Raw genomic sequence first — 24828 nt, 5'->3', positions numbered from 1 at the left:
CGATACAGATGTGTATCGCGCCGGGCAGGCGGACGGCGGGGAGGACATCACGATATGCACGCTTTACTGAGCAATGACTGGGCAGGTCTGGTCTTCGCGGCCGCGGTACTGGCCATGGGAGGGCTGCTGTGGCTTATCGTCAGGCGGTGGTGGGTCGCCGCCCCTTTCGGCTTGCTCGCGCTGGTGATGGCGATAGGCAGCGGCGTGCATCTCTACCGCGTCGCCGAAATGGAGCGCCTCTACCCGGCGCCCGGCACCTTCGTCGAGGTCGACGGCCAGCGCATCCACGTGCTGGCGGAGGGTCCGCAGAACGAAGGGCCGACGATCGTCCTGTTCGGCGGCGGACACGCGCCGGGCACCTCGATGCGCTTCATCCATGACGCGCTCAAGCAGGATTACCGCAGCGTCCTGATCGATCGGCCGGGCATGGGCTGGAGCGGTCCTGCCACCTTCCCGCTCTCGACCGCGGGCGAAGCGAAGCAGATGTGGGATGTGCTCGACAAGGCCGGAGCAAAAGGCCCGGTCATGCTGGCCGGCCATTCCTTCGGCGGATTGCTGGCAGCCAACATGGCGCGGCTGCGGCCCGAGCGCGTCCAGTCGCTGGTGGTAATGGACGCCACCCCGCCCGACGTGATCCTCTACGGCCCGCGGCTCGACGAGCTGTCGGCGCTCTCGTCCGATCCGTGGTGGAACGGCTTCTTCCGGCTCTTCGGGTTGGACTACCAGAAGCTCAAGGGCGAACCCGAATTGCCCCCGGCCTATCAGGAACTTGAGCGCAAGATCGCCGCGACCATGGGCGAGGCCGATGCGATCCAGAAGGCCTACAGCACCCGTCCTCGGGCCCAGCTGGCGGCCCATTCGATCTTCCGCGAACTGACCCCGCAGGGCATGGCCGCCGTCGGTTACGAGACCGGGTTCTTCGAGGGTGAACTCGGCAACATGCCGCTTTACCTGTTCGCGCCCCAGAACTCGGTGGGCATAAACGACGTTTCCACCTTCAGGAATGCCGAGGAACGCGAGGCGATGCGCTTGCAGCGCTTCTATGCCGTCGCGCGCGAACGCTATCTCGATTATTCGGAGAACTCGGTCCGCATCGTCGCGCCCGAGAATTCGAGCCACAATTTCCTCTACGAGCATCCGCAGTTCACGATCGACGTGCTGCGGCAAATCGCGGCCGGGACCTACGCCCCCGAAGAACAGGCGACGGCCGAGCTTGCCTCTCCGGCGCAGCCATGACGAGGCTCGCGACCGCACTCGGACCACTCGTGCTCGCGCTGGCGATGCCGGGCGCTGCACAGGCGGATGCAGTCTCGGCGGCGCAGCAATCCGAGACGACCGACCTCGCCAAGTGGGAGGGCGAGTGGCACCTGCCGCCGATCGATCGTTCCACGCCCTCGGCGCTGGCGGAGCAAATCCCGGAAGCGGTGGCCGAATATCGCCGCGAACTCGCCGCGATTGCCGACAATCCCGCGCCGCCGAGCTTCGTCAACACCATCGCCCCGCTCGACCGTGCAGGGCGGCGGCTGCGGCGGCTGATGAGCGTGCTGCGCATCCATCTCACCACCCACGGCACCGAGGAATGGCGCAAGGTCGGCCCCGACCTGGTGGCGAAGAACGACGAAGCGCTCGCCGAGGCGCTCAGCGATCCGGCGCTGTTCGCAAGGGTCCGGGCGGTTTACCGCGACCTGCCGCAAGGCACCGAGGATGCGGAACAGGCCCGCCTGACGGAACTCACCCATGCAGCGATGAGCCGGGCCGGCGCGGGGCTGGCGGCGGAAGACCGCGCGCGCCTTGCCGAGATCGATGCCGAGCTCGCCCGGCTGCGCACACAGATCGCCCAGAACCTTGGCCGCGAAGCCGCCGTGCAGTTCACCTTCTTCGACAACTCCGCGCGCCTCGACGGTTTGCCCCAGCCCCTGATGGACGCCGCGGCAGTGCTGGCCGCCAAGCAGGGGCGCGAGGGGCAGTTCGCCATACCCAACCAGCGCCCGCAGGTCTTCGCCGTCCAGACCCACGTCCGCGACCGCGAGACACGCCGGGTCGTCTGGCAGCGATGGATGGACCGCGGCGCGACCCCGGGAGAGTTCGACAACCGCCCCGTCGCCGCCCGCATCCTCGAACTACGCAAGGCCAAGGCCCGCCTGCTCGGCTATCCCACCTATGCCGATCAGGTCCTCTCCTCGCGCATGGTCGGAACGCCGGAGCGCGCGCAGGCGATCCTCGATGCCAACTGGGACGCGGTCATGGCCGCCGATGCCCGGCGGGTCGAGGAGCTGACCGCGCTTGCCCGCGCCGACGGGATCGCGACGATCGAGGCCTGGGATCGCATCCACTACCTCGACCGCCTGACCCGCGAACGCTTCGGCATCGATCCGCAGGAAGTCGCCGCCCATTTCCCCCTGCCGGCCGTGCGCGATGCCTTTTTTGCCGCAGCCGGAGACGCCTACGGCTACAGCTTCGAGCGCCTGTCGGGCGTGCCTACCATCAGCCCCGATATCGAGGTCTATCTCGCCCGGCGCGACGGCAAGCCTGCCGGGATCGTCTATCTCGATATCCGCCCCCGGCCCGAAAAGCCGCAAGGCTCGTGGGCGGCGCAATATCGCCCGGCAGGGGATCTCGCGCCCGGCGAACTGCCGGTGATCGCGCTCCATTCAAGCCCGCCCCCGTCTGCCGAGGGCGAGGAAATCCTGCTGCCCTTCGAATATGCCAACGTGCTGTTCCACGAATTCGGGCACGTGCTCCACATGCTGGCCAGCACGGCCAGCTACAACGGGACCGCCGCGCTGACCGTGCCGTGGGATTTCGTCGAGGTGCCCTCGCTGCTCAACGAGAGGTGGCTGCTGACCGACCGCACGCTCGACCGGCTGCCGCATCACCTCACCGGCGCGGTCATGTCTCCGGCCATGCGCGAAAACCTGCGCGCGGCGCGGCAGTACGAGCGGGTCTTCAGCGTCAATCCCGAATTCATGGCGCTGGCGCTGGTCGATCTCAAGCTGCACCGGGCCGCAGGCGAGATCGCCGACGTGAATGCCTTCGAGCAAGAGCAGCTTTCGGAACGCGGCTTTCCCGCCTCGGCCAATCCGACCATGCGCGCCTCGGCCGCAGTCCACATCTGGTCGCGCGAATATGCCGCCAATGTCTATACCTACCTGTGGTCGGACATACTTGCTGCGGACCTTGCTGAGGTGTTCCTGCGCGCACCGCAAGGCTTCCATGATCGCGGGGTTGGCGAGGACTATTTCGAGACCGTGCTCTCGCGCGCCAACCGGGTGCCGATCGAGCAGACCTACCGCGAATTCCACGGGCGCGCGCCCGACGAGGCGGCACTGATCCGGCGCTTCGGGCTGGACGGCGGCGCAGCGACAGAGTGAGGAACAGGCGGTGAAAGAACATGATTGCGTGCCGCTGATCGACTATGCCGAACGCCCGCCCGCCGAGATGCTGGGTGAGGCCGAGGCGTTCCTCGCCCGGATGAAACAGCGCCACACGGTCCGCGAGTTTTCCGACCGTCCCGTCGATCGCGCGGTGATCGAGGCAGCCATCGCCACGGCCGGCCTCGCCCCGAGCGGAGCAAACCACCAGCCGTGGCATTTCTGCGCGATCGGCTCGGACGAGAAGAAGCGCGTCCTGCGCGAACTTGCCGAGAAGGAGGAGCGCGAATTCTACGCCGGCAAGGCGGGCGAAGTATGGCTCGACGCCCTCGCCCCGCTCGGCACGGATGCGCACAAGCCTTATCTCGAGCATGCCCCGTGGATCATCGCCATCTTCGGACAGCGCAAGGGCGGGATTGTCGAGGATGGCGAACGGCAGAACTACTATGTTCCGGAATCCGTCGGAATCGCGATGGGTTTCCTGATCGCCGCCCTCCATCACGCGGGGCTGTGCATGCTTACCCATACGCCCAAGCCGATGACCTTCCTCAACGACCTTTGCGGCCGTCCGAAGAGCGAGAAGCCCTACCTGCTGCTGGTGGTCGGTTATCCGGCCGAAACGGCGAGCATGCCGGTCCATGCGCTCAACAAGAAGCCGCTCGAGATGATTTCATCGTTCATCTGAAACGGGTCCCTACCAACCCCAACGAGAAGGACGTGTCGCAATGATCCGGAAGGCATATTTCAGGCGGCTACTCGGGATGATGGCACCGGCCCTGTTCGGCAGCCTGCTCGTATCTGGGAGCGTACTATGCGCGCAGCCGGTGCAGGAAGACAATGCCGAAATCTGGATCATCGACGGGCACAATGACCTGCCCCTCGTGCTCCGCGAAAAGACCGGCGGCGATCTTGGAAAGATCGATCTCGGGGTTCGGGGCGACGGCGATACCGACATTCCCAAGCTGCGCGCGGGGAATGTCGGGGCGCAGTTCTGGTCGGTCTACGTACCCTCGGGCCTCAGCGGGCTGGAAGCGGTGCGTTACCAGCTCGAACAGATCGACATCGCCCGGCGGATGATCGCCGGATATGACGATTTCGCCCTCGCGCTCAGCGTTGCCGACATCGAGAAGGCACGCGCCCAAGGACGGATCGCGTCTTTGCTCGGCATGGAGGGTGCGCATCCCATCGCAAATTCCATGGCGGTGCTGCGCGCCTATTACGATCTGGGAGTGCGTTACGCCACGCTTACCCATTCGGCGGGGCATGACTGGGCGGATTCCGCCACCTCGCCGCCGCGGCACGGAGGTTTGACGCGCTTCGGCACGGAAGTTGTGCGCGAGATGAACCGGCTCGGCATGCTGGTCGACCTGTCGCACGTATCGGCCGATGCGATGAACGATGCGCTCGACGTGGCGGAGGCGCCGGTGATCTTCTCGCATTCCTCGGCCTTCGCCCTCACCCCGCACCCCCGGAACGTGCCCGATGACGTTCTGCGGCGGGTCGCCGCGAATGGCGGGATCGTGATGGTGACCTTCATCCCGCCCTACGTAAACGACGCCCGGCGCGTGCACGACAAGCCGCTCGAAGAAAAGATCGCGACGATCACAAGCGAGGCGGAGTTCCGCACCGTGCTGGAAGCTCACCGGACGGAATACGGCGAACCGCCGATGTCGACCATCGCGGACGTCGCCGACCATGTCGAACATGTCGCGAAAGTCGCCGGCAAGGCGCATGTCGGGATCGGCAGCGACTTCTTCGGTGCAGGGCCGCCAGACGTCACCGAGGGGCTCGAGGACGTGTCGCGCTATCCCGCGCTGATCGCCGAACTGCGTCGCCGCAGCTGGAGCGAGCCGGACCTCGCCGCTCTTGCCCACGGCAATTTCCTGCGCGTGATGCGCGAGGCCGAACAGGCCGCCGCACGGCTCCAGGCTAGTCGTCCGCCCTCGCTGGCCACTATCGCGATAGACGATGCCGCATCCGAATGATCGCGCATGGCGGGTAAGCCATGCCCGGATTGCCCTAGTCTGCGCGCTGCTGCGCCTGCCACCGCTTCAGGTGCGCATCCAGCAGGTCCATCGGCAGCGAGCCGGGTGACAGCACTGCGGCATGGAACGCGGGGAAGCTGAACCGCTCACCCAGAGCGGCGCGCGCCTCGTCGCGCATCCGCAGCAGTTCGCGCTGGCCCATCGCGTAGGACAGCGCCTGGCCCGGAATGTCGGTCGAATAGCGCAGCAGCTCGCTCTCGATCTCGCCATCGGAGGCGAAAGTGTTGGCCTTCATGAAGGCGCGCGCCTCCGCGTGGGTCCAGCCGAGCGCGTTGAGCCCGGTGTCGACCACCAGCCGGTTGGCGAGGAACATCTTCGAATAGAGCCGCCCGAAGCGTTCGTAGGGCGAGGCATACATGCCCATCTCGTCGGCCAGATCGGCGGCGTATTCGGCCCAGCCTTCGACATAGGCGTTGCGGTAAGTGAAGGAATTGGCCCGGCGCAGGGCGGGCAGGTCCTCGTTCTCCAGTTGCAGGGCGATCTGGAAGTGATGGCCGGGCAGCAGCTCGTGATAGATCAGCGCGGCGGCATTGGCATAGGACGTCGTCTCGGGCGACGACCCGTTGTAGATATAGGCGCCGACCGGCTGTTCGGGCGTGGGCGAGCGGTAATAGCCGAAGGTCATGCCCTGCTCGACCTCTTTCGGTGCACGCTCGACGGTGTAAGGCGCCTTGGGCAGGAGCGAGAAATAGCGCGGCAGGACGGGTTCGATCCGCTCCATGGCGCGGCGGAAATGGGCCTCGACCTCGGCCGGAGTGGAGGCCGAGAAACGCGGGTCGGCATCGACCAGCGCGGCGAAATCGCGGTCGCTGCCTTCGAAGCCGACCGAGCGCTTGATGTCTGCCAGTTCCATCCTCGCATCGCGCAGGATCTGCCGGCCGATCGCATGGATCTCCTCCGGCGAAAGGTCCGTGCCGGTGTGCAGCCGGGCGAGCGCGCGGTAATGCTCCGCCCCGCCCGCCTGCCACATCAGACCCGGACGCTCCGGCGCGGCGGCCTCGTAATCCGCGTCGAGCTTCGCGCCGAGCGCCGTGAAGGCGGGCGCGATCGCTCCTTCGACCTGCGCCGTCACCTCATCGAGGAACGCCGTCCGTGTCGCCGCATCGGCCGTTCCGAGCCGCGCCGGGTCCGGGATGAAGGCGGAGGAAGCCGCTGCCAGATTGGCGGCGACACGGCGCGCGCCGGGAATGGCCGGACGGGCAATGCGGATGCCCCGCGCCGCCTGCAGGTCGAGCTTGTCGGCCTGCGAGCGGACATGGGCCGCATAGGCCTGCAATGCCGCGATGTAGTGCGCGCGCTCGGCGGTTGTTTCGAGCCGGGTGGCGATCGCCGCCTGGCGGATGGAATTGTGCCGCCAGCCGCCGGAATACGGGGTGAGCGGAAAGGAATAGAGCCAGAACTGCGGGTAACTCTCCATGCCCTCGGCGAGCGCGATGAGATAGTCGCGGGTCTGCCGGTCCGCCTCGCCAAGGCCGCTCGCCGGGATCGCTTCGAGACGCGCCCTGAAAGACGCGCCCTGCGCCGCGATGTCCTGCACATGGTCGAGGCTGTCGGGCGCCAGCACCGGCATGGGATCGCCGTAGAGGTCGCGCAGCGCTACATCGAAGGGCCGCAAGGCGCTTGCCATCTCGTCGTGCAGCGCCGTTACCTCGCGCGCCGAAGCGGAAGGCGCCGCAGCGGCGAGGGGGCCGTTGGCGGTGCCCTGTGCCGATGTGCAGGCTGAAAGACAGGCTGCGGCGACAGCGATCATCAGCCCGCGCCCAAGAGTGCCCCGGGTGGCTGCACGTGCTGTTGCTGTCATCGCGTCAGGTCCTCTCGAAGATCAACGGGTAATCCGACCCGGCATAGGGCTGGCCATGCACCAGTCCCTCCTCTTCTGCCGGAAAGGCGCGCTCGCCGGGCTTGTCCGCGAACACGGCATCATCCCCCAGCCAACGGGTCGACCACGCGCGCCGCCTTCCGCTCGGTCCTGCCGGCGGAGCGCCGTGGACAATCGCCGCATGGAATATCAGCGCGTCGCCCGGCTCGAGATCGAAGGCGAGGATGTCGTGGGCGGCGCGATCTTTCTCGATATCGGGCAGCGCGGCAAGGCCCGTGTCCGCATAGGGCGAGGCATCGGTGAAGTGCTGCGGATTGTGCTCCCCCCAATGGTGCGAACCGGCCACGAATTCGAGCGCGGCGCTACCCGGTATGCGGTCGAGCGCCAGCCACAGCGAACAGATCTGGTGGCCCGACACCTTCCAATAGGGAATGTCCTGATGCCACGGGGTGCGCCGAACCGATCCCGGCTCCTTCACGAGCAGTTGGTCGTAGTAGAACCGCGCGCTGACCGATCCCATGCATTCGGCTGCGATCCGCGCGAGGGTCCCTTCGTGGACAGCCTCACGGAATCCATCGACCCGTTTCCAGGCCTGCAATTCGCCGTAGGACAGCGGCTGTTCGCGGGTTCCTTCGTAGATCTCGGCATCCTCGGGCGAAGTGGCCAGCGCCACGTCCGTGGACTGTGCCAAACGCTCGATCCAGTCAGAGGGCAAGACGCTGCGCACCAGCGCCACTCCGGTCCGGCGATAGTCTGCGATCGTGAATTCGTTCAGCATGGCCTCTCCTGGTGCCTGCCCGGTCCCCCACCGAACGCGCGATGCCGCCTCCGGTCAGTTCACCTGTTCGCGGTAGAGCTTTTCGATCCGCACCGCTTCGGCAGCCCACATCCGTTCCAGCTCGGTGTAATGGAACGCGGCCAGCGCCTCCGCCTCGGCGCGTGCGGCTTGCCCGTCCACCTGTCCCGCCGCCGAAAGCGGCTGGCGCGCATGGACGATGAGCTGCATCAGCGAGCCGCTTTCGCCCGATGCCCGCACATCGTAGCTGACCAGCGCCACAATGCCGTTGTTATAGGCGGCGCGCAAAGCGAGGAAGCGTTCCTTGTCGTCGATACGAATGAAATTCGCCTCGCGCCGGTCCAGCTCCGCCCCTTCCATTCGCGTGGCGAAGGTTCCCCCGAGGGGCGACTGCGGGGATGGCGCGATCATCTCCATCACAAAGCCGAGATCGCGATACTTGTTGCCGTCGATATACATCCGCTTGAGCTCGGCCCACAGGAAATCGGGCGGAACGGCGAAGGCCTGGGTGAAGTTGTCGACAAAATGAAGCGGGACGGCAGGCTCTGCCGCCGCCTCCCCTTCATTCGCGAAGACGAGCGAAGGCGTGACCAGCGCCAGTGCGGCGACGAGGCCGAAAACGCCCGCCCGCGACTGGTGCTGGCTCCTGCGCATCAGAAGTTCGCCCGCACGCCCAGGCCGAGCGTGCGCGGCTGGGTGAAGATCGGTTCGACGAAAGCGCCGAAGTCCGGGTTCACTTCCTTCAGCTCGTTGAACAGGTTGGTGCCGAAGGCATAGACCTCGAATGCGCCGAAATCGACCCCGATCCGGCTGTTGACGAGCACACGCGATTCGTTCGGCGCGACCGTGTCGAAGCCCAGTGCGCCGACCTGGCGCAGGATGATCGCGGCCTCGTCGATATAGTTGAGGTCGGCATGAACGCGCAGGTCGAAGCTGTCAGACACGCGCGGTGTCCAGTCGGCCGCGACCGAGATGTTGTAGGGCGGCACGAGGTCGAGCGGATCGCCTGCGAACTTGTCCACCGCATTGGTGGTGAAGTTGACATCATTGTGGCCCATCGAGGCGCTGAACTGGAAGGTGTCGCTCGGGGTCAGGACGAGCGCGAGGTCGAAACCGAAGCCGTCAGCCGCGCCCGAGTTGAACACCGCCGTAGCGCCCAGCGGCGTGATGTTGGTCGACTGGATGCCGGTGTAATCCTGATAGTAGATCGCCGCCTCGACATAGGCCGCACCGTCGAGGAACGACAGCTTGGTGCCGGCCTCGTAGGTCCACAGGCTTTCCGGATCGAAGGTCGGGTTGGGAGCCTGCGGCGCGAGGTTGAACCCGCCCGAACGGAATCCCTTGGCGGCCGAGGCATAGATGATCGAACCATCGAAATTGGCGGTGATCGAGACCCGCGGATTGAAGGTGTCGAAGGTGGCGTCATCCCCTCGCGTCGTCACGACATTGTTTCCCGGGCCGCCCGCACCGATGAGCGTCGTCACCGAGCTCTGTTCGAGCTTCTCGCGGAAATAGCGCCCTCCGGCCTCGATCGTCAGCCAGTCGGCCAGATCGAGCTCGAGGTTACCGTAGACCGCAATCGTCTCGCTGCGGGTGCGGCTGTCGAAGCGATCGTCGAAGATCCCGAAGGCGGGAATCGGCGCAGGCCGGTAGGTCGACGTCGCAACACCCTCTCCGGTTCCCTCGGCATAGATCCCGCCGATCAGGTAACGGAAGCTGCCCGAACTGTCCGAAGTCAGGCGAAGTTCCTGCGAGAACCGCTCGAAGCTGCCGTCGGCATCGGAGAACACCTGGCCGAAGGCGGGAAAGCCGAACACGGTGTTGAAGAACGGCGCGATGTCGCGGCGTGCGAAGCTGTTCTGGTCGATATAGCCCGTGACACTGAGCAGCTCGACCGCACCGAAATCATAGCTCGCCTCAAGATATCCGAGCAGGTATTCCTGCGAGGAAGGCGTCAGGCTCGTCTGCGCGGTGTTGAGACCGTCAAGCGAGAAGCTGACGCTGTCCTGCTTGGATTCGTTGTAGAGCACGGTCGCCGTCACCGAGAACTGCGGACTCGGTTCGACCAGCAGCTTTCCGCGGATGGTGGTAATCTGGCGATCATTATAGTCGTCTGCCGTGGGGCTGTCGATCCAGCCACCCATCTCGCGGTGCTGGGCCGAAATGCGCAGCGCAGCCACGCCCGGCGCGATCGGGACGTTGACGAAGCCTTCGGCGCGATAGGCTTCCTCGCCGCTCTTGATGGTGCTGACCTCGCCGGTCACCGATCCCATGAATTCGTCGAGATCCGGTCGGGCGGTGATGTAGCGGATCGTCCCGCCCATCGAGCTTTCGCCGTAAAGCGCCGGTTGCGGACCGCGCAACACCTCGACCCGTTCGAGATCGAGCAGTTGCACTTCCGCGACGCCTTGCGCGCCGAGATTGGTCACCGAGAATTCGTCGATGTAGTTCCCGACCGTCGCCTGACCGAGATATTGCGACACACCGCGCAGCTGGATGCGCTGGGAACCCGGACCGATGTCTACGAGGCGCAGACCCGGCACGGCCGCCTGGAGATCATCGAGGCTGAGTGCGTTGCGCCGCTCGAACTCCTCGGCGGTGATGGCCGAAATGGCGATCGGAACTTCCGAAATGACTTCGGCGCGGCGGTTCGCGGTCACCACGATGGTCGAGGCATTGATCGCATTTTCGTCGTCGCCGGTCGCATCCAGCGCTGCCGCGTCCTGCGCGTAGGCCGGGGTGACGAGCGCTGCGCTGGCGAGCAGCGCGGCAGCGATCGAAGTGGCGCTTTTGAGTGCGAAGATCTTTGCCATACCGGCGTCCCCCGTGCTGCGGCACCGCAGTGCCCGTTGTCATCGCGTGACCGGCTTCGAGGCGATCCCCGCCAGTTCCGATACACATCTGTATCGGGACGGTGCTGTCAAAAATTGCAAATGTCAATACACAGATGTCTTCAGCCTATTTTTTGTGTGATAGTGTGTGACGCACGCATCGCCGGTCGCTGGAATGTCAAACGGCGTTCAAAAGGGGCCCCCGATCTGGAGTGGGCCCCTTGGGCCGGACAGGGAGCATAGTTGGATTGACCGGCTGGCCGGGCTTTTGGAGAAGTGCCCATGGCAAGACACCGATCCCATAGCGTCGAGTTCAAGCGTCAGGTCGCGCAGAAGTTTCTCAGCGGAGAGACGCTTCACGGCCTTGCCAAGCGCCATGAGATTTCCCGGCAGCTTATCCGCGTCTGGGTGGAGAAGTACGAGGCCGGTGCCCTCGATGAAGATACGCGGGCGTCAGATCTGATCCAGGCATATGAGGCACGGATTATCGATTTCGATGCGTGCGATCGGCCCAGTTTGGATAAGCGATACAGAGGCAGTCATCGAACCTCGCAAGATCAATGGTGGACGATCAATGGATTGTCCGGACGACAACACCAGAATTTAGGGGACATGGTCTGCAGACAGCGGACTAGCAGTGCGCTCACAGCGACGGCCCTGACCTCCAAATTTGCTGAGAAGTTCTCAAGCAAGGCTGCGCTGCGCTATGAAACCTCTTAACTTGGCCTCGTGTCCTCGTAAACGTTCCATGACCATGCCGGCGCAAGGCGACCCTGCGCCTGGTTATGACCGGCCCCCACCGAGTGGCCCGGGTGGATTGTTAGTGCATTGTCGCCCGTGATGAGCCACGCTTGTGGCGCTTCGCCGACTGGGAAACCACGCGGTATCGCGTAATGACCGGGAACGCCCCGCCCGCCTGACCAGCAGGCGCCTCGACCTCGGTCGCGGCTCCCCTAAGAGACGGTAAAGCAGGGATTATCGCTTCCGTAACCGCTTCGAGCTATCCGGAGGCACAGGAGGACTTATGGCCAAACGAGCTGCAAGGTTGCTGATCGACGCTGTCGGTGATCAGGCGTCGCAAAAGGTCGTCGATGCGATCGTCATCGCGGTACGCGAGAAAGACGACGAGCGCCTTTCGTTTCTTGGCGAAGTGCAGACGGTCGTCGAGGCCGCGCGCTGGAAGGCCGCTTCGGCGAAACGCCAAGTACCGTAACCCCACAGCAAAGCTTGCAGCGGGTGCGGCCAGCCCGCCTTGCCACTTGTCCTTGAACAGGTTGAGCGTGAGACTCCCGCAGAAGGCTTGCGCTGATGACAAGATCGATGCCGCGCGCCCACGAACGGTCCGGCCGGCTAATATCATGCCAGCTTATCGCCCTCACCTGTCATCACAAGATGGACCGCGCCGCTAACTTTGCGCGCTTTTCGATGCCGCTGCGTGCAAGGCCACGATTGCCTCGAAAACGGGTGGATAGAAGGGACGGTCAAACGCGACCCCGATCTCCTCGCCTGACGGAGAAGATTATGAATACTGAGCAAGAAGCATCGCGCGCGGCAGATTATCGGTGATCAACTCGCCGACGCAGACTCCCTGATAGCCAGTCGCACCTAGCCTATCTGGCACCGTCATGAACTGTTGAGAATAACTTGGCCATGAATGCCGCTTGCGCGGCGATATGAAGCGCCTGATTGGCTTCTTTGCGGAAGCCGTGACCTTCGTCCTCGAACAGGATGTATGGCGCATGAATTCCTCGCGCCCGCAATGCCGAGACGATTTGATCTGATTCCGATCGCGGGACCCGCGGATCATTGGCCCCTTGCATCACAAGCAATGGCTTTTGCATAAGCTCCACGTTCGTGAGCGGAGAAATCGCCTGTAGAAATTTCCGCATTTCCGCATCACGCTCGTCGCCATATTCAGGCCGCCGGAGTGCCCGTCGATACTCGGCCGTACTCTCGAGAAACGTTATGAAATTGGATACACCATAGGCATCGGCCCCGCCGGCAAGGCGATCCGGATAATGGATCAGGCTGGCAAGAGTGAGATAGCCGCCATAGGAACCGCCGGACACAATTACGCGCTTCGGGTCGAGATCGCTTTGACTGGCAATCCAATCAAGCAATGCGCCGACATCGCGAACCGCGTCCTCGCGCTTACTTCCGTTGTCCAGGCTCATGAAGCGCTTGCCATAGCCTGCGCTTCCCCGAACATTGGGCTGAATGACAGCCGCGCCGAGCGACCGAGCATAATATTGGAGGTCGCGCCTGTAAACGGGCCTAGCTTGATCCTCCGGACCGCCGTGGAAGTCGATGATGACCGGTAATCGTACGTTCGCCTCTGCGGCCTCGGGACGATATAAAAATGCCGGAATTTGGAGACCGTCGAATGACCGGAATCGGATCAGCTTTGGTTCGATAAACCCATCCGTCGACGCGATTTCCGAGCCCGGCATTGTCCAGCGTTCGAGCTTTCGGCCTGCGAGCTTCAAGACCCACACATCGCCAGGCGACGTCGCCGTCGCGAGCCCGAAGGCGATTCGACTGCCGTCGGGAGAATAGCGCAAGGAAGAGATCACGCCGCGTGGCAGTTTCGGGCCACGATGCACGCGACCGCTTGCAAGATCGATCAGATAAAGCTCGGAATAGCCGTCGGCGTTGACAGTATAGGCTACCGATCTCCCATCAGGCGCCAAGTCGAATAGCTCGACATTCCATCCGCTGCGCCGCGTAAGGTCGCGCTGCTTGCCGCTCCGCAGGTCAAGACTGACCAGCCGCATCGCATCAGATCCCGCATCGCTAACATAAATTATCGATTGGTCATCGGGAAGAAATTGAGGATCGCGGAGCATCGCGCCTTGCTCGCCGGCGAGCGGCGTTGCCGTCCCCGTGACCAGATCGACCAGTACCATCGAGCGTTCGGTTGGCGCTATTTGGCGCGAGACAATGAGGCGATTGCCATCGTTCGAAAAAGCCGCCGGAAAGGCTGAGCCGACGTCCTTGTAGACGCGCTTTTGCGTGTCGAGCTTGGACGCATCGACAACAACGACCGTATGTTCGGCGGAACCGCGTGCGACACTCGCCCAAGCTACATGCCGTCGGTCGGGACTGACCGCTGTCAGAAGATTTCGCGTATCGGGCTCGCTGATCCGCAGCGGGGCCGCACCAATTCCAGCGAGCAAGACTTCGTACCATTCGTCTCCCGCCGCATCGCGGATGTAGGCGAACCCGCCGCCCGCCAGGGGAAAGCCAATAACAGGGGGATCAGCCGCGGTGGTAAGCTGCTGCCGCATTCCTTTGGGCGCAGCCAAGCGAAAAAGCTGGTTCACCGCGCCGTCTCGCGCGTGGATGAGCAAGGAGCCGTCGTCAAACCAATCGAGCAGGCTGACGCCGCGAAGCGATTCATATTCGCGAGCAGCTTCGAGATCTGCCTCTGTAATCAGAGGCAGATGCTCCAGGCGCGCCGCGCCCACCTGTTGAATATCGGGCCCCGGCGACCTGGACTGCTGCGAAATGCCGAGTGCGGGGGCCGAGACTCCAAGCGCAAGCAGCACAGCACCCAAACTGCGGAGGAATGGTGGAGCAATCATTGCTCCGCAGCCGCAGACATCAGACGAATGCGAAATATGAGCGCACTGTCAGGGGGAATCGGCCCCGCACCTTTTGCCCCATAGGCAAGCTCCGCCGGGATATAGACCATCCATTCATCGCCGGGGCGCATCAACCTGAGAGCAACTTGCCATCCCGGAATTACTTCACGCCCCTTAAATGTATCCGGGCCACCCCGCGCGAAAGAGGAGTCGAAAACTTCGCCGGAGGGCAAGCTGCCTTCATAATGAACGGTCACATTACCGGACAGTTTTGGATGTTCGCCATCCTGTGATCCCGATGCCAGAATCCTGTATTGAATCCCGGGGAGCACGACGACGCCTTGCTTGCGGGCGTTACGCTCAAGAAATGCGGTAGAGTTCGACTCTTTGGCAAGCGCGAATGGCTGAGAAGTGCCGGCACAACCGATGGCGGCCAGCATCACGGCCGCCTTGGTCGAGCCCCTGAAGCGGTGGGCCTGCCCGACACCGATCATGGGGCGTCACCCTTCTCGCTACGCCGAAACTCGAGGCGCTGCAGCGACCGGCCATTCAATTGCACGACGGCATCACCGGTGGGCACGTCCTTCGCAGTGACGATATCCTCGGTCATGATGCCGCCCACCGTTCGCGTCGATACGAGAAGCAAAAGGTCGCGATATTTGAAGATACTGACGAGCGTGTCGCCGAAAAGGCGCGCAGGGAGGCGAACGTCCGGACCTTCGGGCACCGCACCTTCGTCGATGTAAAGATCGTCGGCGCCCGTTCCGCGACAAAGCTTGTAGTCCTTGACCCCCTTTACTACGCCAGCCTCACGATAAGTCGTCACAAAAGGCGTGCAGGTCGCGTCCTGCGTCGGCCAAGGCCCGATGTCCCGACTGATCGTTATGGGCGGAGCGCGCCCCCGTTCGGGGAAGTTGATGAGCGTCCCCTCCCAATGCCCCGACCAGTCGGGCACGGCCGGCGAAGCTGCCGCCAACAATAGCGCGGTGATCACATCGCCACCCTGAAACCGGCATAGAACAGCCGACCCACGCTATCGAACTGGGCACCGCCGAAGCCAGCACCGTATATGCTGAAGGGTGGTTTTTTGTCGGCAAGATTGTCGACGCCGAGATAGAAGCTGCGTCCCTCGCCAAAATCAAAGCCAAGCCGAAGGTCGTGATAGTTGTAGGAGCCGGTCTTCACCCAACCCGGTGCACGGCGATTGACATTTAAGGGTGCCGCGCCGTTCACACTTTCAAAGAAGGCAACGTCATCATTCTTGTAATATACGCTCGAGAAATACCGGGCTCGATGGGTTAATTCCACCGGCCCCAGCGTTAGCGTGGTTGCCAAAGTTGCTTGAAACCGGGGCGAACTCGGGGTTTCGACGATTTGCGTGCGGAAGTCGGGAAGAGCCGGTGAGCGATAGTCGTCACGCTTGATCACATAACTTGCGAGGCCACGAAACGAAATACCTGCATCGCTCGATAATGGCATCCGATAGCTCAAGTCAGCATCGATGCCCGACGCCGTCAACCGCGTCAGATTGATCGGATATTGCGTGACGCGCGTAATGTTGAACCCCGCGTCGCGCTCCACGAGCGGGCAAAAGGGATTGTCGAGGGTCGGCGCGTCCACGCATTGCGACGGCACGCGGAATGGGCTGATCGTCGTGCTATTCACGCCCGCAATCGCTCCCTTGAGTTCAATGTTGTAATAATCGACCGACAGGCTGAAACGCGGGATGAAGCTTGGCTGCAGGACCGCACCAAAGCTGTAGGTGGTACCCCGCTCGACATCGAGATCGGGGTTCCCGCTCGTGACGGTAGCGATTGTGATCGGAATGGTCGGCGTCTGAAAATTCGTGGGGATGCCGAGGGCCGCACAATTGGCGCGCCGAGTAGATGTACCCTGCGCAATGAAACGCGCATCACAAGGATCGGTGATCTGCGTCGTTCCGGTCAGCGTGGGTTGAAACAGCTCCGTGACATTGGGCGCGCGCACGGCTCGCTGATAGGATCCGCGAAGCGTCACATCGCGCACCGGCTGATATAAGGCGCTCACACCCCAGGATGTCGTGGTTCCGACCCTCGACAAGTTATAATCGCTGAGGCGCCCCGAAACACCTAATTCGAGCCGCCTGGCAAAAGGAACGTCAGCCAAAACGGGAATTTTGAGCTCGCCATAAGCCTCGACCACTTCGACCGAACCTGCGACACCGGCCCCGCCGGACTGTGTCCGACCGAGCGTGTCACGGGGATCAGGTGTATAGCGGGTCGATTCCCGGCGAAACTCGGCGCCAACGACAAACCCAATCGCGCCGCCCGGCAAAGTTAGAAATCCCCCCGTGTCACCAGCGAGAAAGCCCCCGGCAAGATGTTGCTGCAATCTGCCCCGAGACGTGGTTGTAATCGCCAGATAATCGCGCGCTGCCGGGGTGACGGCGCCATTTCCAAAGAAATTGGCGGGCACACAGCCGGCAATATCAGGGTTTGTGCTCGTGGGCGCATTCAGGCGGGACCGGCAAACAATCGCACCGACGGTGCCAAGCACGCCAGCCGTGTCGATGACCGCATCCGCGGCCAAGGTCGTGCGCGGGATGATGACATTGTTGAAGAAATTGGTCTCGACGTTCGTCCGACCGTAGCTGTAGGAAAGTTCGTATCGCAAATGGTCGCTAAGCTCACCCTTCGCCCCAATGACGCCGCGATAGGTCTCGCGCGTATCGCGCTCACCAAAGGTTCCGACGTCGGTAAGAGCTCGGACGGCGACAAAATCCGGTCCAGCCGCCGTCGGGCCATAAGCGTTGAGCACGCCCAACGCCTGCGATGAAAGATAGGGAATGGTTTTCGAAAAGACGAACTGCTGTATGAGCGGTCCGCTAAATGCGGATGAGCGCTGCCAGATAACATCAGCTTGCCCGAACAGGGTGATCGCGTCCGTGACGCCGAAATGCGCAAGCAAAGTCCCCGAGAAGCGCTCATTGTCCGGGAGCAAGGAGCCGGCTTCAATCGGACCATAGCCATCGCCCCCGTCGCTGATGCCGAGATTGGGATAGCTTGCGGTCCCGGTGTTTGCTGGCGCGAGGGTACCGTTTGGCTGAAAGCGATAGAAGGGTGGACCATAAGGTAGCGTTCCACCGTTGGAATAGGACAAAAAGCGGATATCATTGATCGGGATGGTCAAAGGTTGACCAGCCTGGGCGACCAGCGGATTCTGGATAAAGTCCGACTGACCATTGGAAAATTCGCGATCCGTGTATCGGAATCCGTCGCGCTGCGCATATTCGAGCGCGATTGCCACATTCGCTCTGTCGCTTGCGAAGTTATGCCCGGCGACGAGGCCAATCGTCCGAGCGCCTGCGTCGCCTCGATCGCTGATCCCCGCTTGCCCATGGAGCGACAGCCCCTCATAATCTTGCTTCAGAACGAAATTAACGACCCCTGCGATTGCATCGGCGCCATAGACGCTCGACGCGCCGCCGGTCAGAATATCGACGCGGTCGATCAACTCCGCGGGGATCGTGTTGGTGTCAGGCTGCGAGATTTGCTGCGTGCTCGAGACCAGCCGACGACCATTTTGGAGAACCAGCGTTCGCGTTGGCCCGAGGCCGCGCAAGTCGAGAAGGTTGATCCCGACTTGTCCTGGCGCTTGCGTGCCTAGCGCTGTCGATGCCGCCTGAGTGCCCGAAGTCCGGAACTGAGGCAGAAGGCTCAGCTGGTCCCCGATCGAAATGCTACCGCTACGCGTGACAACCGAATCGCCTCGAAGCTGCGCCACCGGCGCGGCGGTTACCGATCCTGCTCCCTGTATCCGCGATCCCGTCACGATAATTTCCGCTTCGGGCTCGGCGGCGGAGAATTCCGCCGCCGAGCCCTGTGGGACACGGCGCAAAACGATGACCCGGCCATTATCCGACACAATCTCAAGACCGCTACCCCGCAGCAGCTCAGCCAAGGCGACCCTGATGTCGCGCGAGCCGCGGATGCTCGGGGTGACTACCCCGGCCAGCGTATCCGCTGGAGCGACGATCTGGATGCCGGCTTGTCGCGCAAACTCAGGAATGGCGGTTGCCGCAGACTGCGAGCGAATGTTGAAATCGCGCTCCTGTGCGGCCGCTGGCGCCACAATCGCGACTGCTGAAATTGCTGCGCCTGCCAGAAAAGCTGTCTGATATTTCGCCATATGCCCCCCATTTGCGGGCCAAGTCACGACCCATACATCTCTCGATGCATGGCGCAGAAGCTTCCGCCATATCTTCACTCGATGATGATCGAATTTTCCTTCTCGCGAGCGCGTACGCCAAGCGACAACGCGGCCGCGCGAGCGAAGCCGCGCGGATCGTCGGCTGCGAACCAGCCGGAAAGCGTCCGCGAACCGACCGCTTTATCGGCGATCACAATAGGCGGACCGCCATAGCGGGCAAATTTTTCAGCCGCCTCGGTCAAGGTGTCGCCATCGAGGGCAATCATGTGCGAACGCCAGGCGAGTTCGCGATTCACGTCCTCTGTCGTCAATTTCGCTACGCTCGTCGCCGCCTCGTCATCTGCTTTCGCTGTCATATTGGCTGTCAGCATATGGGTTATCCGCCCTTTCCGGTCGCGGATGGCAACACGCCCTTCGCGGACCGTTACAACAGCCTCCCTGCTCCTGTCGCGCGTCACGCTAAAGCTTGTTCCGACCGCAATCACATCGATCGGCCCGGCGTGAACGACGAACGGACGCTCGCGATCCTTCGCGACGTCAAAAAGCGCTGTGCCTTCGACCAGCTCAACATCACGGCGGGAACGCTGAAACCGCACTACAAGATTACTCTTGGTATCGAGCGTTGCACGTGAACCGTCAGACAAGACGGCCATGCGGATTTCGCCGCGCTGCGTTGCAATCGTTTCAGTACTTGTTAGTGCTGCCCAGCCGATCAATAGGCCAACGCAAGCGGCAACCGCTCCACCTGCCCAGCGTCGCGCGCGTATCGAAAACCACGAACGCAAATACTGCCGTCGGGCTTCGCCTTGAACGTCAGGTTGCCGAAGCGCCCGCGCCCGGTCGGCGAATGCCATGACGGCTTGCGCGCGGGCAAAGGCGCCGCGGCGACGCGGATCGCCACCCAACCAAAGGCCGAGCGCGGCGCGATCGTTGTCCGACAACGGCCCGCGATCGAGCTTGGCAACCCAGGCGATTGCGGCGGCCTCAATCGCCGAACTGGTCTCGCGGGGTTCCTTCATTATCTTTCCTGTTTCCTTTTCGCGCCTTAGATGCATCGAGCCTTTGTTTTCCGCCACGTCCGAGTATGTCGGACAGAACGCGGATGGCTTTCCCTATCTGCTTTTCGACGGTATTCTCCGAGATACCGAGCGCGCTTGCAGTGTCACGCTGTGACAGACCATCGATCTTTCGCAGCCGAAAAACCTCCGCGCAGCGTGGCGGGAGCTGTGCGACGGCGTCCGCCAGCTGACGCAACTCTTGCCGGCCCGCCACAATGTCTTCCGGGCTGGGCTGATCGTCAGGCCGGTCGAGAAGGGCGACGTCGGCCACGCTATGGATAGGGACAATTCGTGCCCGCCGGAGTTGCTGCAATATGATTGAACGTGCGATTTCGAACAAATAGGCTTGCGGCCTGCGAATATGATCAACGGTCGCAAGATCGAAGATTGCCGCGTAACTTTCTTGCACAATGTCGTCGATGTTTATGGCGCTGGCCGAATATTTGGCCAGCCAACCGCGCAAGGCTCGCTCATGTGGGAGCACATGCCGCGATATCCATATAGCCCGGTCGGTGTGGACCAAGTCGATCATGGCCGAAACAATCGCCGCTGCGCCGGCTCGAGGTTGGCGCGCACGCGGCAATCATCATCGAAAATCATCGTCGACGGAGCCGATCCGGCAAACGGCGGCCAATGCGGGAGGCCCGGACCATTGGGATTTCCGGTCCGAGCAAACCGGGCCCAGCAGCTGGCCATCACGCGCGACAAACGGCGTGCGCGATCGCCGCCGCCAGTCGCCTGGTCGCACAGGTCAGTGTTGGCAAAGACAAAGGGCACGTCGGCGCCGTGATATGCCCTTGGTCGACTGTCGAACAACCCGGTTTTCCAATCAAAACGATACATCCAGGTCGGCGCTTGGCCGGCCGCCTCGCGAAGCCTTGCCATGCGTTCGCTGCCCATCTGGAAATGTCGTCCAGACAAGATCGCTGCGATTTCAACCGGCGAAGCTGCCGGATTGTCAGCGCAAGCCGCAGCGATGGCGATCTCAGTACGTGCCCCAAGCTCGGCGGAGAGGCTTTTTGCGAGCTGTTCCCAGCTCAGCATTTCATTCTCCGGCGCGTCGACGCTTCGCGGAAACTCGTGATGCGTGCGGCCGATCAGCAACGCGACACTTGCCGATGATGCAGGCGCCTTGTCACCAAAGGGCTGATCCGGCAGACTCGGCACACCCGCCAAGGGTTGCCAATACCAGGCGGGCGGATGAAAATCCGCCGGCCGACCAGCGCTGCGCTGGATGGTAGCGGCCGCCCTGCCGGCCGCCTCAAGTAACCGGGATACCGGCATGGCGCGCAACTCGGAAATACTGGCGGCAGGCGCTCCCAAAGCCGCAAGCCATGCTTTCGTAAGCGCCGCCCCACTGTCCCGATCATGCACAAAGGGCCGTGCGCCACTTTGAACTATCGCTTTGTGAAACAGGCCCTGCGCCGCAGGCATTGCCAAGAGGACGCTGATCTTGAACCCGCCACCCGACTGGCCGAAGATCGTGACATTATCAGGATCGCCGCCGAAACTTGAAATATGATCCCGTATCCAGCGGAGCGCGGCAATGATGTCCAACATGCCGACGTTTCCCGAATCCTCGTCTCCGCCAGCAACCTGCGACAAATCGGCATAGCCAAATACGCCCACCCGATGATTCAGACTAATGACAACGACATCCTGCTCGCGCGCGAGATTTTCCCCGTTCGTCGCAAGGAAATGCTGGCTCGATCCGCCGCCGAATCCTTGGGCATGCAGCCAAACCATCACGGGCTTTGGTCGATCACCCGAAGCGAGTGCCCAAATGTTGAGCCGCAGGCAATCGTCGCCCGCCAGCGTTACAGGTCCGCGCTGAAGGAGGAATGGCCATTCACCGGCGCTCTCATCGCCTTGACGCTCTTCACTTGGGCAGATCGGCCCATAATTATACGCATTCCTTATTCCGGCCCAAGGCGCGAGAGGAGGCGCAGGAGAAAACCTGTGTGCCGAGGTAAGGGGTCCAGCATAGGGGAGGCCGAGGAAGATCCGGACACCACCCTTGCGTACACCGCGCACTCTGCCGCTAGGTGTGTCGTATATAATCCCCGTCTCCAAGCGATCCTGGGCCGATTTTTGGTCGGTTCCGGTTGTCGCAACTGCAACCGAACTATCGAGTAAGGGAAAGGCAGAACCAAATATACCGGCCTGCAGGACATTTCGTCGCGCGATCATCAAGAATGCCCCCTCAGCTAAAGCTCCACCTTGCATCGATGCATGAGGAGACGGCTTCCGTAATGCCTATCTAGGATTTCAATCGAGCGCGCGCTTCTATGTAGCGCCTAGTTCGATCACTGACCCTACAACAGACTTAATGGCGGAAAAACTCTGCGCGATCATCATGAGTGGATGCACAGCCGATTTCCTCGCCAATGGCCCATCACCCTTTCGCTCATCCTCCTCTTCATCGCCGGAAACGCCTCCGGCGAGGAAGGGCCACCTCCACGGCCGTTGACCGACCCCTTGCTGGTCAAGAGTCAGTCGCTCTCCCGGCCGCTGGTTCCGTCCGTCGAGGAACTCTTCGCGGCCAAGGATGCGTTTGGCGCGATTTGGATCGATGACGGCGAGACGATCCTCGCGACCGCTAATCTTGATGGGCCATTTAACCTTTGGATGCTCGACCGCGCTGGCGACGGACCCCGACCGGCGTCTCGCTCGCCTGATCGACAACTCAATCCGGTCGCGCTGCCGGATCGGAAGCGAATCGTCTACGAGACGGATAGCGGCGGCCGCGAAATGTACGACCTTATATTACTTGACCTTGAAACCGGGGCAGAGCGCAACCTGACTGCAAGCCCCGACACATCCGAAATCGGCGCCATCGGTTCTTATGACGGCCGCCTTCTGGCGTTCAGCAGCCGCGAGGCGAATGCCTCGAACTTTGATCTGGCGATCCTGGACATCACGACAGGTGAGCGCCGGACACTCGTTGCGGAGGAATCACCCGGCTATCGTTGGGTGCCGGTGGAGTTCACGCCCGATGGCAAAGCGCTGCTCGCCAATCGTCTCAATGTACTGCAAACCGACGGCACGATGATGCTTGTACCGCTCGACGGGTCGGCGCCCCTCCCCATCGGACCCAGCGGCGAGGGTGTCTATGCAATTGCATCGGACCTTTCCGACGAAGGGGACCGGATCGCCTTCTTTGCCAGCGGACCCAGCCAGAACCGACGCAGCGGCCTGCTATCCCTCGACACCGGCGCGATCCGCTGGCTGCGCTCCAGCCCGTGGCCACAGAGCGGCGGCTGGTTCGTCCCCGGTCGGTCGGATATCGCATTCGAGGAGAACGCATCGGGGCGCAGCGGCATCTTTCTCTATGATGCCGCGCGCGACGAGAGCAAACCGCTGCCGCTGCCCGAAGGGATGAACCGCTTCGCATCTTCCGGCCAATCCCCCTTCACCGCCAATGGCGCAACGCTGCTGTTCCGGCATCAGGCCGGTCATCAGCCGAACGATTTCTGGACATACTCCATGGTTTCGAAAAGCGCAGCCAAGATCACCGAACTCAGCCCGGCGGCGCTGGACGGCAACCGACTGCCGCGCACCGAACTTGTCCATTACCCTAGCAAGGATGGACTCGTCATAAGCGCCTTTGTATGGATTCCGCCCAATCTGGCGCGCGACGGCACGGCCCCGGCGGTGGTCATGGCCCATGGCGGACCGACGGCGCAAATCTCTGATTTTTTCAACCGCGACGCGATTGCTATCGCGAGCCGCGGCTTCGTGGTCATTGCGCCGAATTTTCGTGGCTCGACCGGTTATGGCATGGATTTCCAGCGCGCCAATGTAGGTGATCTGGGTGGCGGCGATCTCGACGATTTGGTTGCCGGCGTCGATTTTCTTGTGGCGACCGGCTTTGTCGACCGTCGCCGCGTTGGCATCATGGGAGGATCCTATGGCGGCTATCTGACCGTCATGGGGCTGGCGCGCCGTCCCGAGGTCTTTGCTTCTGGGGTGGATCTGTTCGGCATCCTCAACTGGCAGACCCTACTGGCCAGCACCGAGCCGGTACTGCAGGTCTATGTCCGCAACCTGCTCGGCGATCCGGTGACGAACGCCGAACAATATGAGCGCTCCAGCCCGTCCACCTATATCGATCGGATCGAGGCGCCGCTGCTGATCCTGCAAGGCGAAAACGACATTCGAACCCCGAAGAGCGAAGCGACGGCGCTGCAAGCCCGACTGAATGAACGAGGACGGACAGTAGAAGCAGTCTATTATCCCGAAGAAGGCCACGGCTTTTCGCGCCGCGAGAACCAGATTGATTCACTCACGCGCGTGGTCGACTGGTTCGAGCGGACGCTGAAAGCGCAACCCTGACGGGCAATGTTCGTGAGAATTGGAACTGGACAGCGGCGATCCCGCCCTCAGAATGCGACATGGCGCAATACAGGTCGCCAATAATCAGGTGGCAAAGTGGGATTGGCCGGCAAGGGCTAAATACCTAGCTTAAAACAACTAAAGCCATAAGCGTCGAAAACGCTCCCACCAGTAATCCGCCGGTGGCCGCCTATGTCACCCAACAGTCCGGCTCAGCGATCGTGGCGCCCTGCGCCAGCACGACCTCCGCTTCACGCAGCTTGCCGATAATCTCTTCCGCGCGATGCTTCTTGCTCGGCATTCCATGTCTCCTTCGTCATCCAAAATATCGTCAATTCTGGATCACTCAGAAGAGGGCAGATCACGACGACCCGAATGGGCAGAATGATCGAACAGATCTGGATCAGGAAAACCAGTTCAGGACTCTCAGTGATAAGCTCGCCAATGAGATTTGGACCTGATCAGCGGATCACCATACCGGCCAGCGGCTTTTGAAAGCGCCGCAATCAAGGCCTGACAGAAGACCGCACTCGATCACCAGTTCAAAAGAACCCTCTTGCATCACGGGCAGCAACCACAGAAGCCCTGAGCCTAGGGCAAGGGTCATGGCGCCTGCATTGTCCCAATTGCACGGAATTTGAGTCAGACCCATTTTGCACGCCGATCCACAGTTCCAAAATATTTACCTTCAGGCTCTATGCGATCTTTTAAGAGGGAAAGGAGCGCCTGGAGATGAAGGTTCTAACGACGCTGACAGTGGCGACGCTTGTGCCGATGTCCTTGCCCGTCCATGCGGCGGCC

General features: G+C 62.4%; 18 protein-coding genes. 7 read left to right on the top strand and 11 right to left on the bottom strand.

The window, feature by feature from the left end; genetic code table 11:
• Positions 1 to 54: 54 nt before the first annotated feature.
• Genes SC1_RS20880 through SC1_RS20865 form a run of 4 tightly spaced genes read left to right on the top strand, consistent with a single transcriptional unit; the run spans position 55 to position 5356 of the window.
• The gene (locus SC1_RS20880; protein WP_062186611.1) at positions 55 to 1236 is read left to right on the top strand and encodes an alpha/beta fold hydrolase; all 1182 of its coding nucleotides are present in this window, start codon (positions 55 to 57) and stop codon (positions 1234 to 1236) included.
• Complete coding sequence (locus SC1_RS20875; protein WP_062186609.1) at positions 1233 to 3371, top strand: M3 family metallopeptidase; 2139 nt, start codon at positions 1233 to 1235, stop codon at positions 3369 to 3371. The genes SC1_RS20880 and SC1_RS20875 overlap by 4 nt, the downstream gene beginning before the upstream one ends.
• 10 nt (positions 3372 to 3381) lie before the next feature.
• Positions 3382 to 4056 (top strand): nitroreductase family protein, encoded by a 675-nt coding sequence (locus tag SC1_RS20870; RefSeq protein WP_062186607.1) that lies wholly within the window; start codon positions 3382 to 3384, stop codon positions 4054 to 4056.
• 40 nt (positions 4057 to 4096) lie between these two features.
• Positions 4097 to 5356 carry a dipeptidase gene (locus tag SC1_RS20865; RefSeq protein ID WP_238586797.1) on the top strand — a complete coding sequence of 420 codons (1260 nt, stop codon included), beginning with the start codon at positions 4097 to 4099 and terminating at the stop codon, positions 5354 to 5356.
• Between the two features lie 34 nt (positions 5357 to 5390).
• Here SC1_RS20865 and SC1_RS20860 read toward each other — a convergent pair whose 3' ends face one another.
• The 4 genes from SC1_RS20860 to SC1_RS20845 are packed head-to-tail and all read right to left on the bottom strand — an operon-like array spanning position 5391 to position 10844.
• Positions 5391 to 7166 carry a DUF885 family protein gene (locus tag SC1_RS20860; RefSeq protein ID WP_062186604.1) on the bottom strand — a complete coding sequence of 592 codons (1776 nt, stop codon included), beginning with the start codon at positions 7164 to 7166 and terminating at the stop codon, positions 5391 to 5393.
• A gap of 55 nt (positions 7167 to 7221) precedes the next feature.
• Complete coding sequence (locus tag SC1_RS20855) at positions 7222 to 8013, bottom strand: phytanoyl-CoA dioxygenase family protein (protein ID WP_062186602.1); 792 nt, start codon at positions 8011 to 8013, stop codon at positions 7222 to 7224.
• A 54-nt stretch (positions 8014 to 8067) separates the two neighbouring features.
• Positions 8068 to 8685 (bottom strand): hypothetical protein, encoded by a 618-nt coding sequence (locus SC1_RS20850; RefSeq protein WP_062186600.1) that lies wholly within the window; start codon positions 8683 to 8685, stop codon positions 8068 to 8070.
• On the bottom strand, positions 8685 to 10844 hold the full coding sequence (locus tag SC1_RS20845; protein ID WP_062186598.1) for a TonB-dependent receptor: 2160 nt from the start codon (positions 10842 to 10844) through the stop codon (positions 8685 to 8687). The genes SC1_RS20850 and SC1_RS20845 overlap by 1 nt, the downstream gene beginning before the upstream one ends.
• Positions 10845 to 11144: 300 nt before the next feature.
• Between SC1_RS20845 and SC1_RS22010 the strand changes: the two genes are divergently transcribed.
• On the top strand, positions 11145 to 11582 hold the full coding sequence (locus SC1_RS22010; protein WP_152682507.1) for a transposase: 438 nt from the start codon (positions 11145 to 11147) through the stop codon (positions 11580 to 11582).
• A gap of 304 nt (positions 11583 to 11886) precedes the next feature.
• On the top strand, positions 11887 to 12075 hold the full coding sequence (locus SC1_RS22005; RefSeq protein WP_152682506.1) for a hypothetical protein: 189 nt from the start codon (positions 11887 to 11889) through the stop codon (positions 12073 to 12075).
• Between the two features lie 397 nt (positions 12076 to 12472).
• On the opposite strand, the gene SC1_RS20835 is transcribed toward SC1_RS22005, so the two are convergent.
• From SC1_RS20835 to SC1_RS20795, 7 genes are all read right to left on the bottom strand, one after another.
• Positions 12473 to 14410, bottom strand: coding sequence for a S9 family peptidase (locus tag SC1_RS20835; protein WP_238586817.1), 1938 nt, complete (start codon positions 14408 to 14410; stop codon positions 12473 to 12475).
• Positions 14411 to 14442: 32 nt separating this feature from the next.
• Positions 14443 to 14940, bottom strand: a complete 498-nt coding sequence (locus SC1_RS20830) for an FKBP-type peptidyl-prolyl cis-trans isomerase (protein WP_062186594.1) — start codon at positions 14938 to 14940, stop codon at positions 14443 to 14445.
• Positions 14937 to 15440 carry a hypothetical protein gene (locus tag SC1_RS20825; RefSeq protein ID WP_152682505.1) on the bottom strand — a complete coding sequence of 168 codons (504 nt, stop codon included), beginning with the start codon at positions 15438 to 15440 and terminating at the stop codon, positions 14937 to 14939. The genes SC1_RS20830 and SC1_RS20825 overlap by 4 nt, the downstream gene beginning before the upstream one ends.
• Entirely contained in the window at positions 15437 to 18613 is a 3177-nt protein-coding gene (locus SC1_RS20820) for a TonB-dependent receptor (RefSeq protein WP_062186590.1), read from the bottom strand. Before SC1_RS20820 ends, SC1_RS20825 begins: the two co-directional genes overlap by 4 nt.
• A gap of 74 nt (positions 18614 to 18687) precedes the next feature.
• Positions 18688 to 19653 (bottom strand): FecR family protein, encoded by a 966-nt coding sequence (locus SC1_RS21675; RefSeq protein WP_193749240.1) that lies wholly within the window; start codon positions 19651 to 19653, stop codon positions 18688 to 18690.
• Entirely contained in the window at positions 19619 to 20224 is a 606-nt protein-coding gene (locus tag SC1_RS20800; RefSeq protein WP_062186582.1) for an RNA polymerase sigma factor, read from the bottom strand. Before SC1_RS20800 ends, SC1_RS21675 begins: the two co-directional genes overlap by 35 nt.
• Entirely contained in the window at positions 20221 to 21882 is a 1662-nt protein-coding gene (locus SC1_RS20795; protein ID WP_238586816.1) for a carboxylesterase/lipase family protein, read from the bottom strand. Before SC1_RS20795 ends, SC1_RS20800 begins: the two co-directional genes overlap by 4 nt.
• A 174-nt stretch (positions 21883 to 22056) precedes the next feature.
• On the opposite strand from SC1_RS20795, the gene SC1_RS20790 reads away from it, so the two are divergent.
• Positions 22057 to 24027, top strand: a complete 1971-nt coding sequence (locus SC1_RS20790; RefSeq protein WP_062186580.1) for a S9 family peptidase — start codon at positions 22057 to 22059, stop codon at positions 24025 to 24027.
• Positions 24028 to 24828: the final 801 nt, after the last annotated feature.

Origin of the sequence: Sphingopyxis sp. C-1 (assembly GCF_001047015.1) — a bacterium.
Lineage (GTDB): Bacteria > Pseudomonadota > Alphaproteobacteria > Sphingomonadales > Sphingomonadaceae > Sphingopyxis.
The sequence above is the reverse complement of the archived record's forward strand: the minus strand, read 5'-3'. Positions and strand labels throughout refer to the sequence as shown.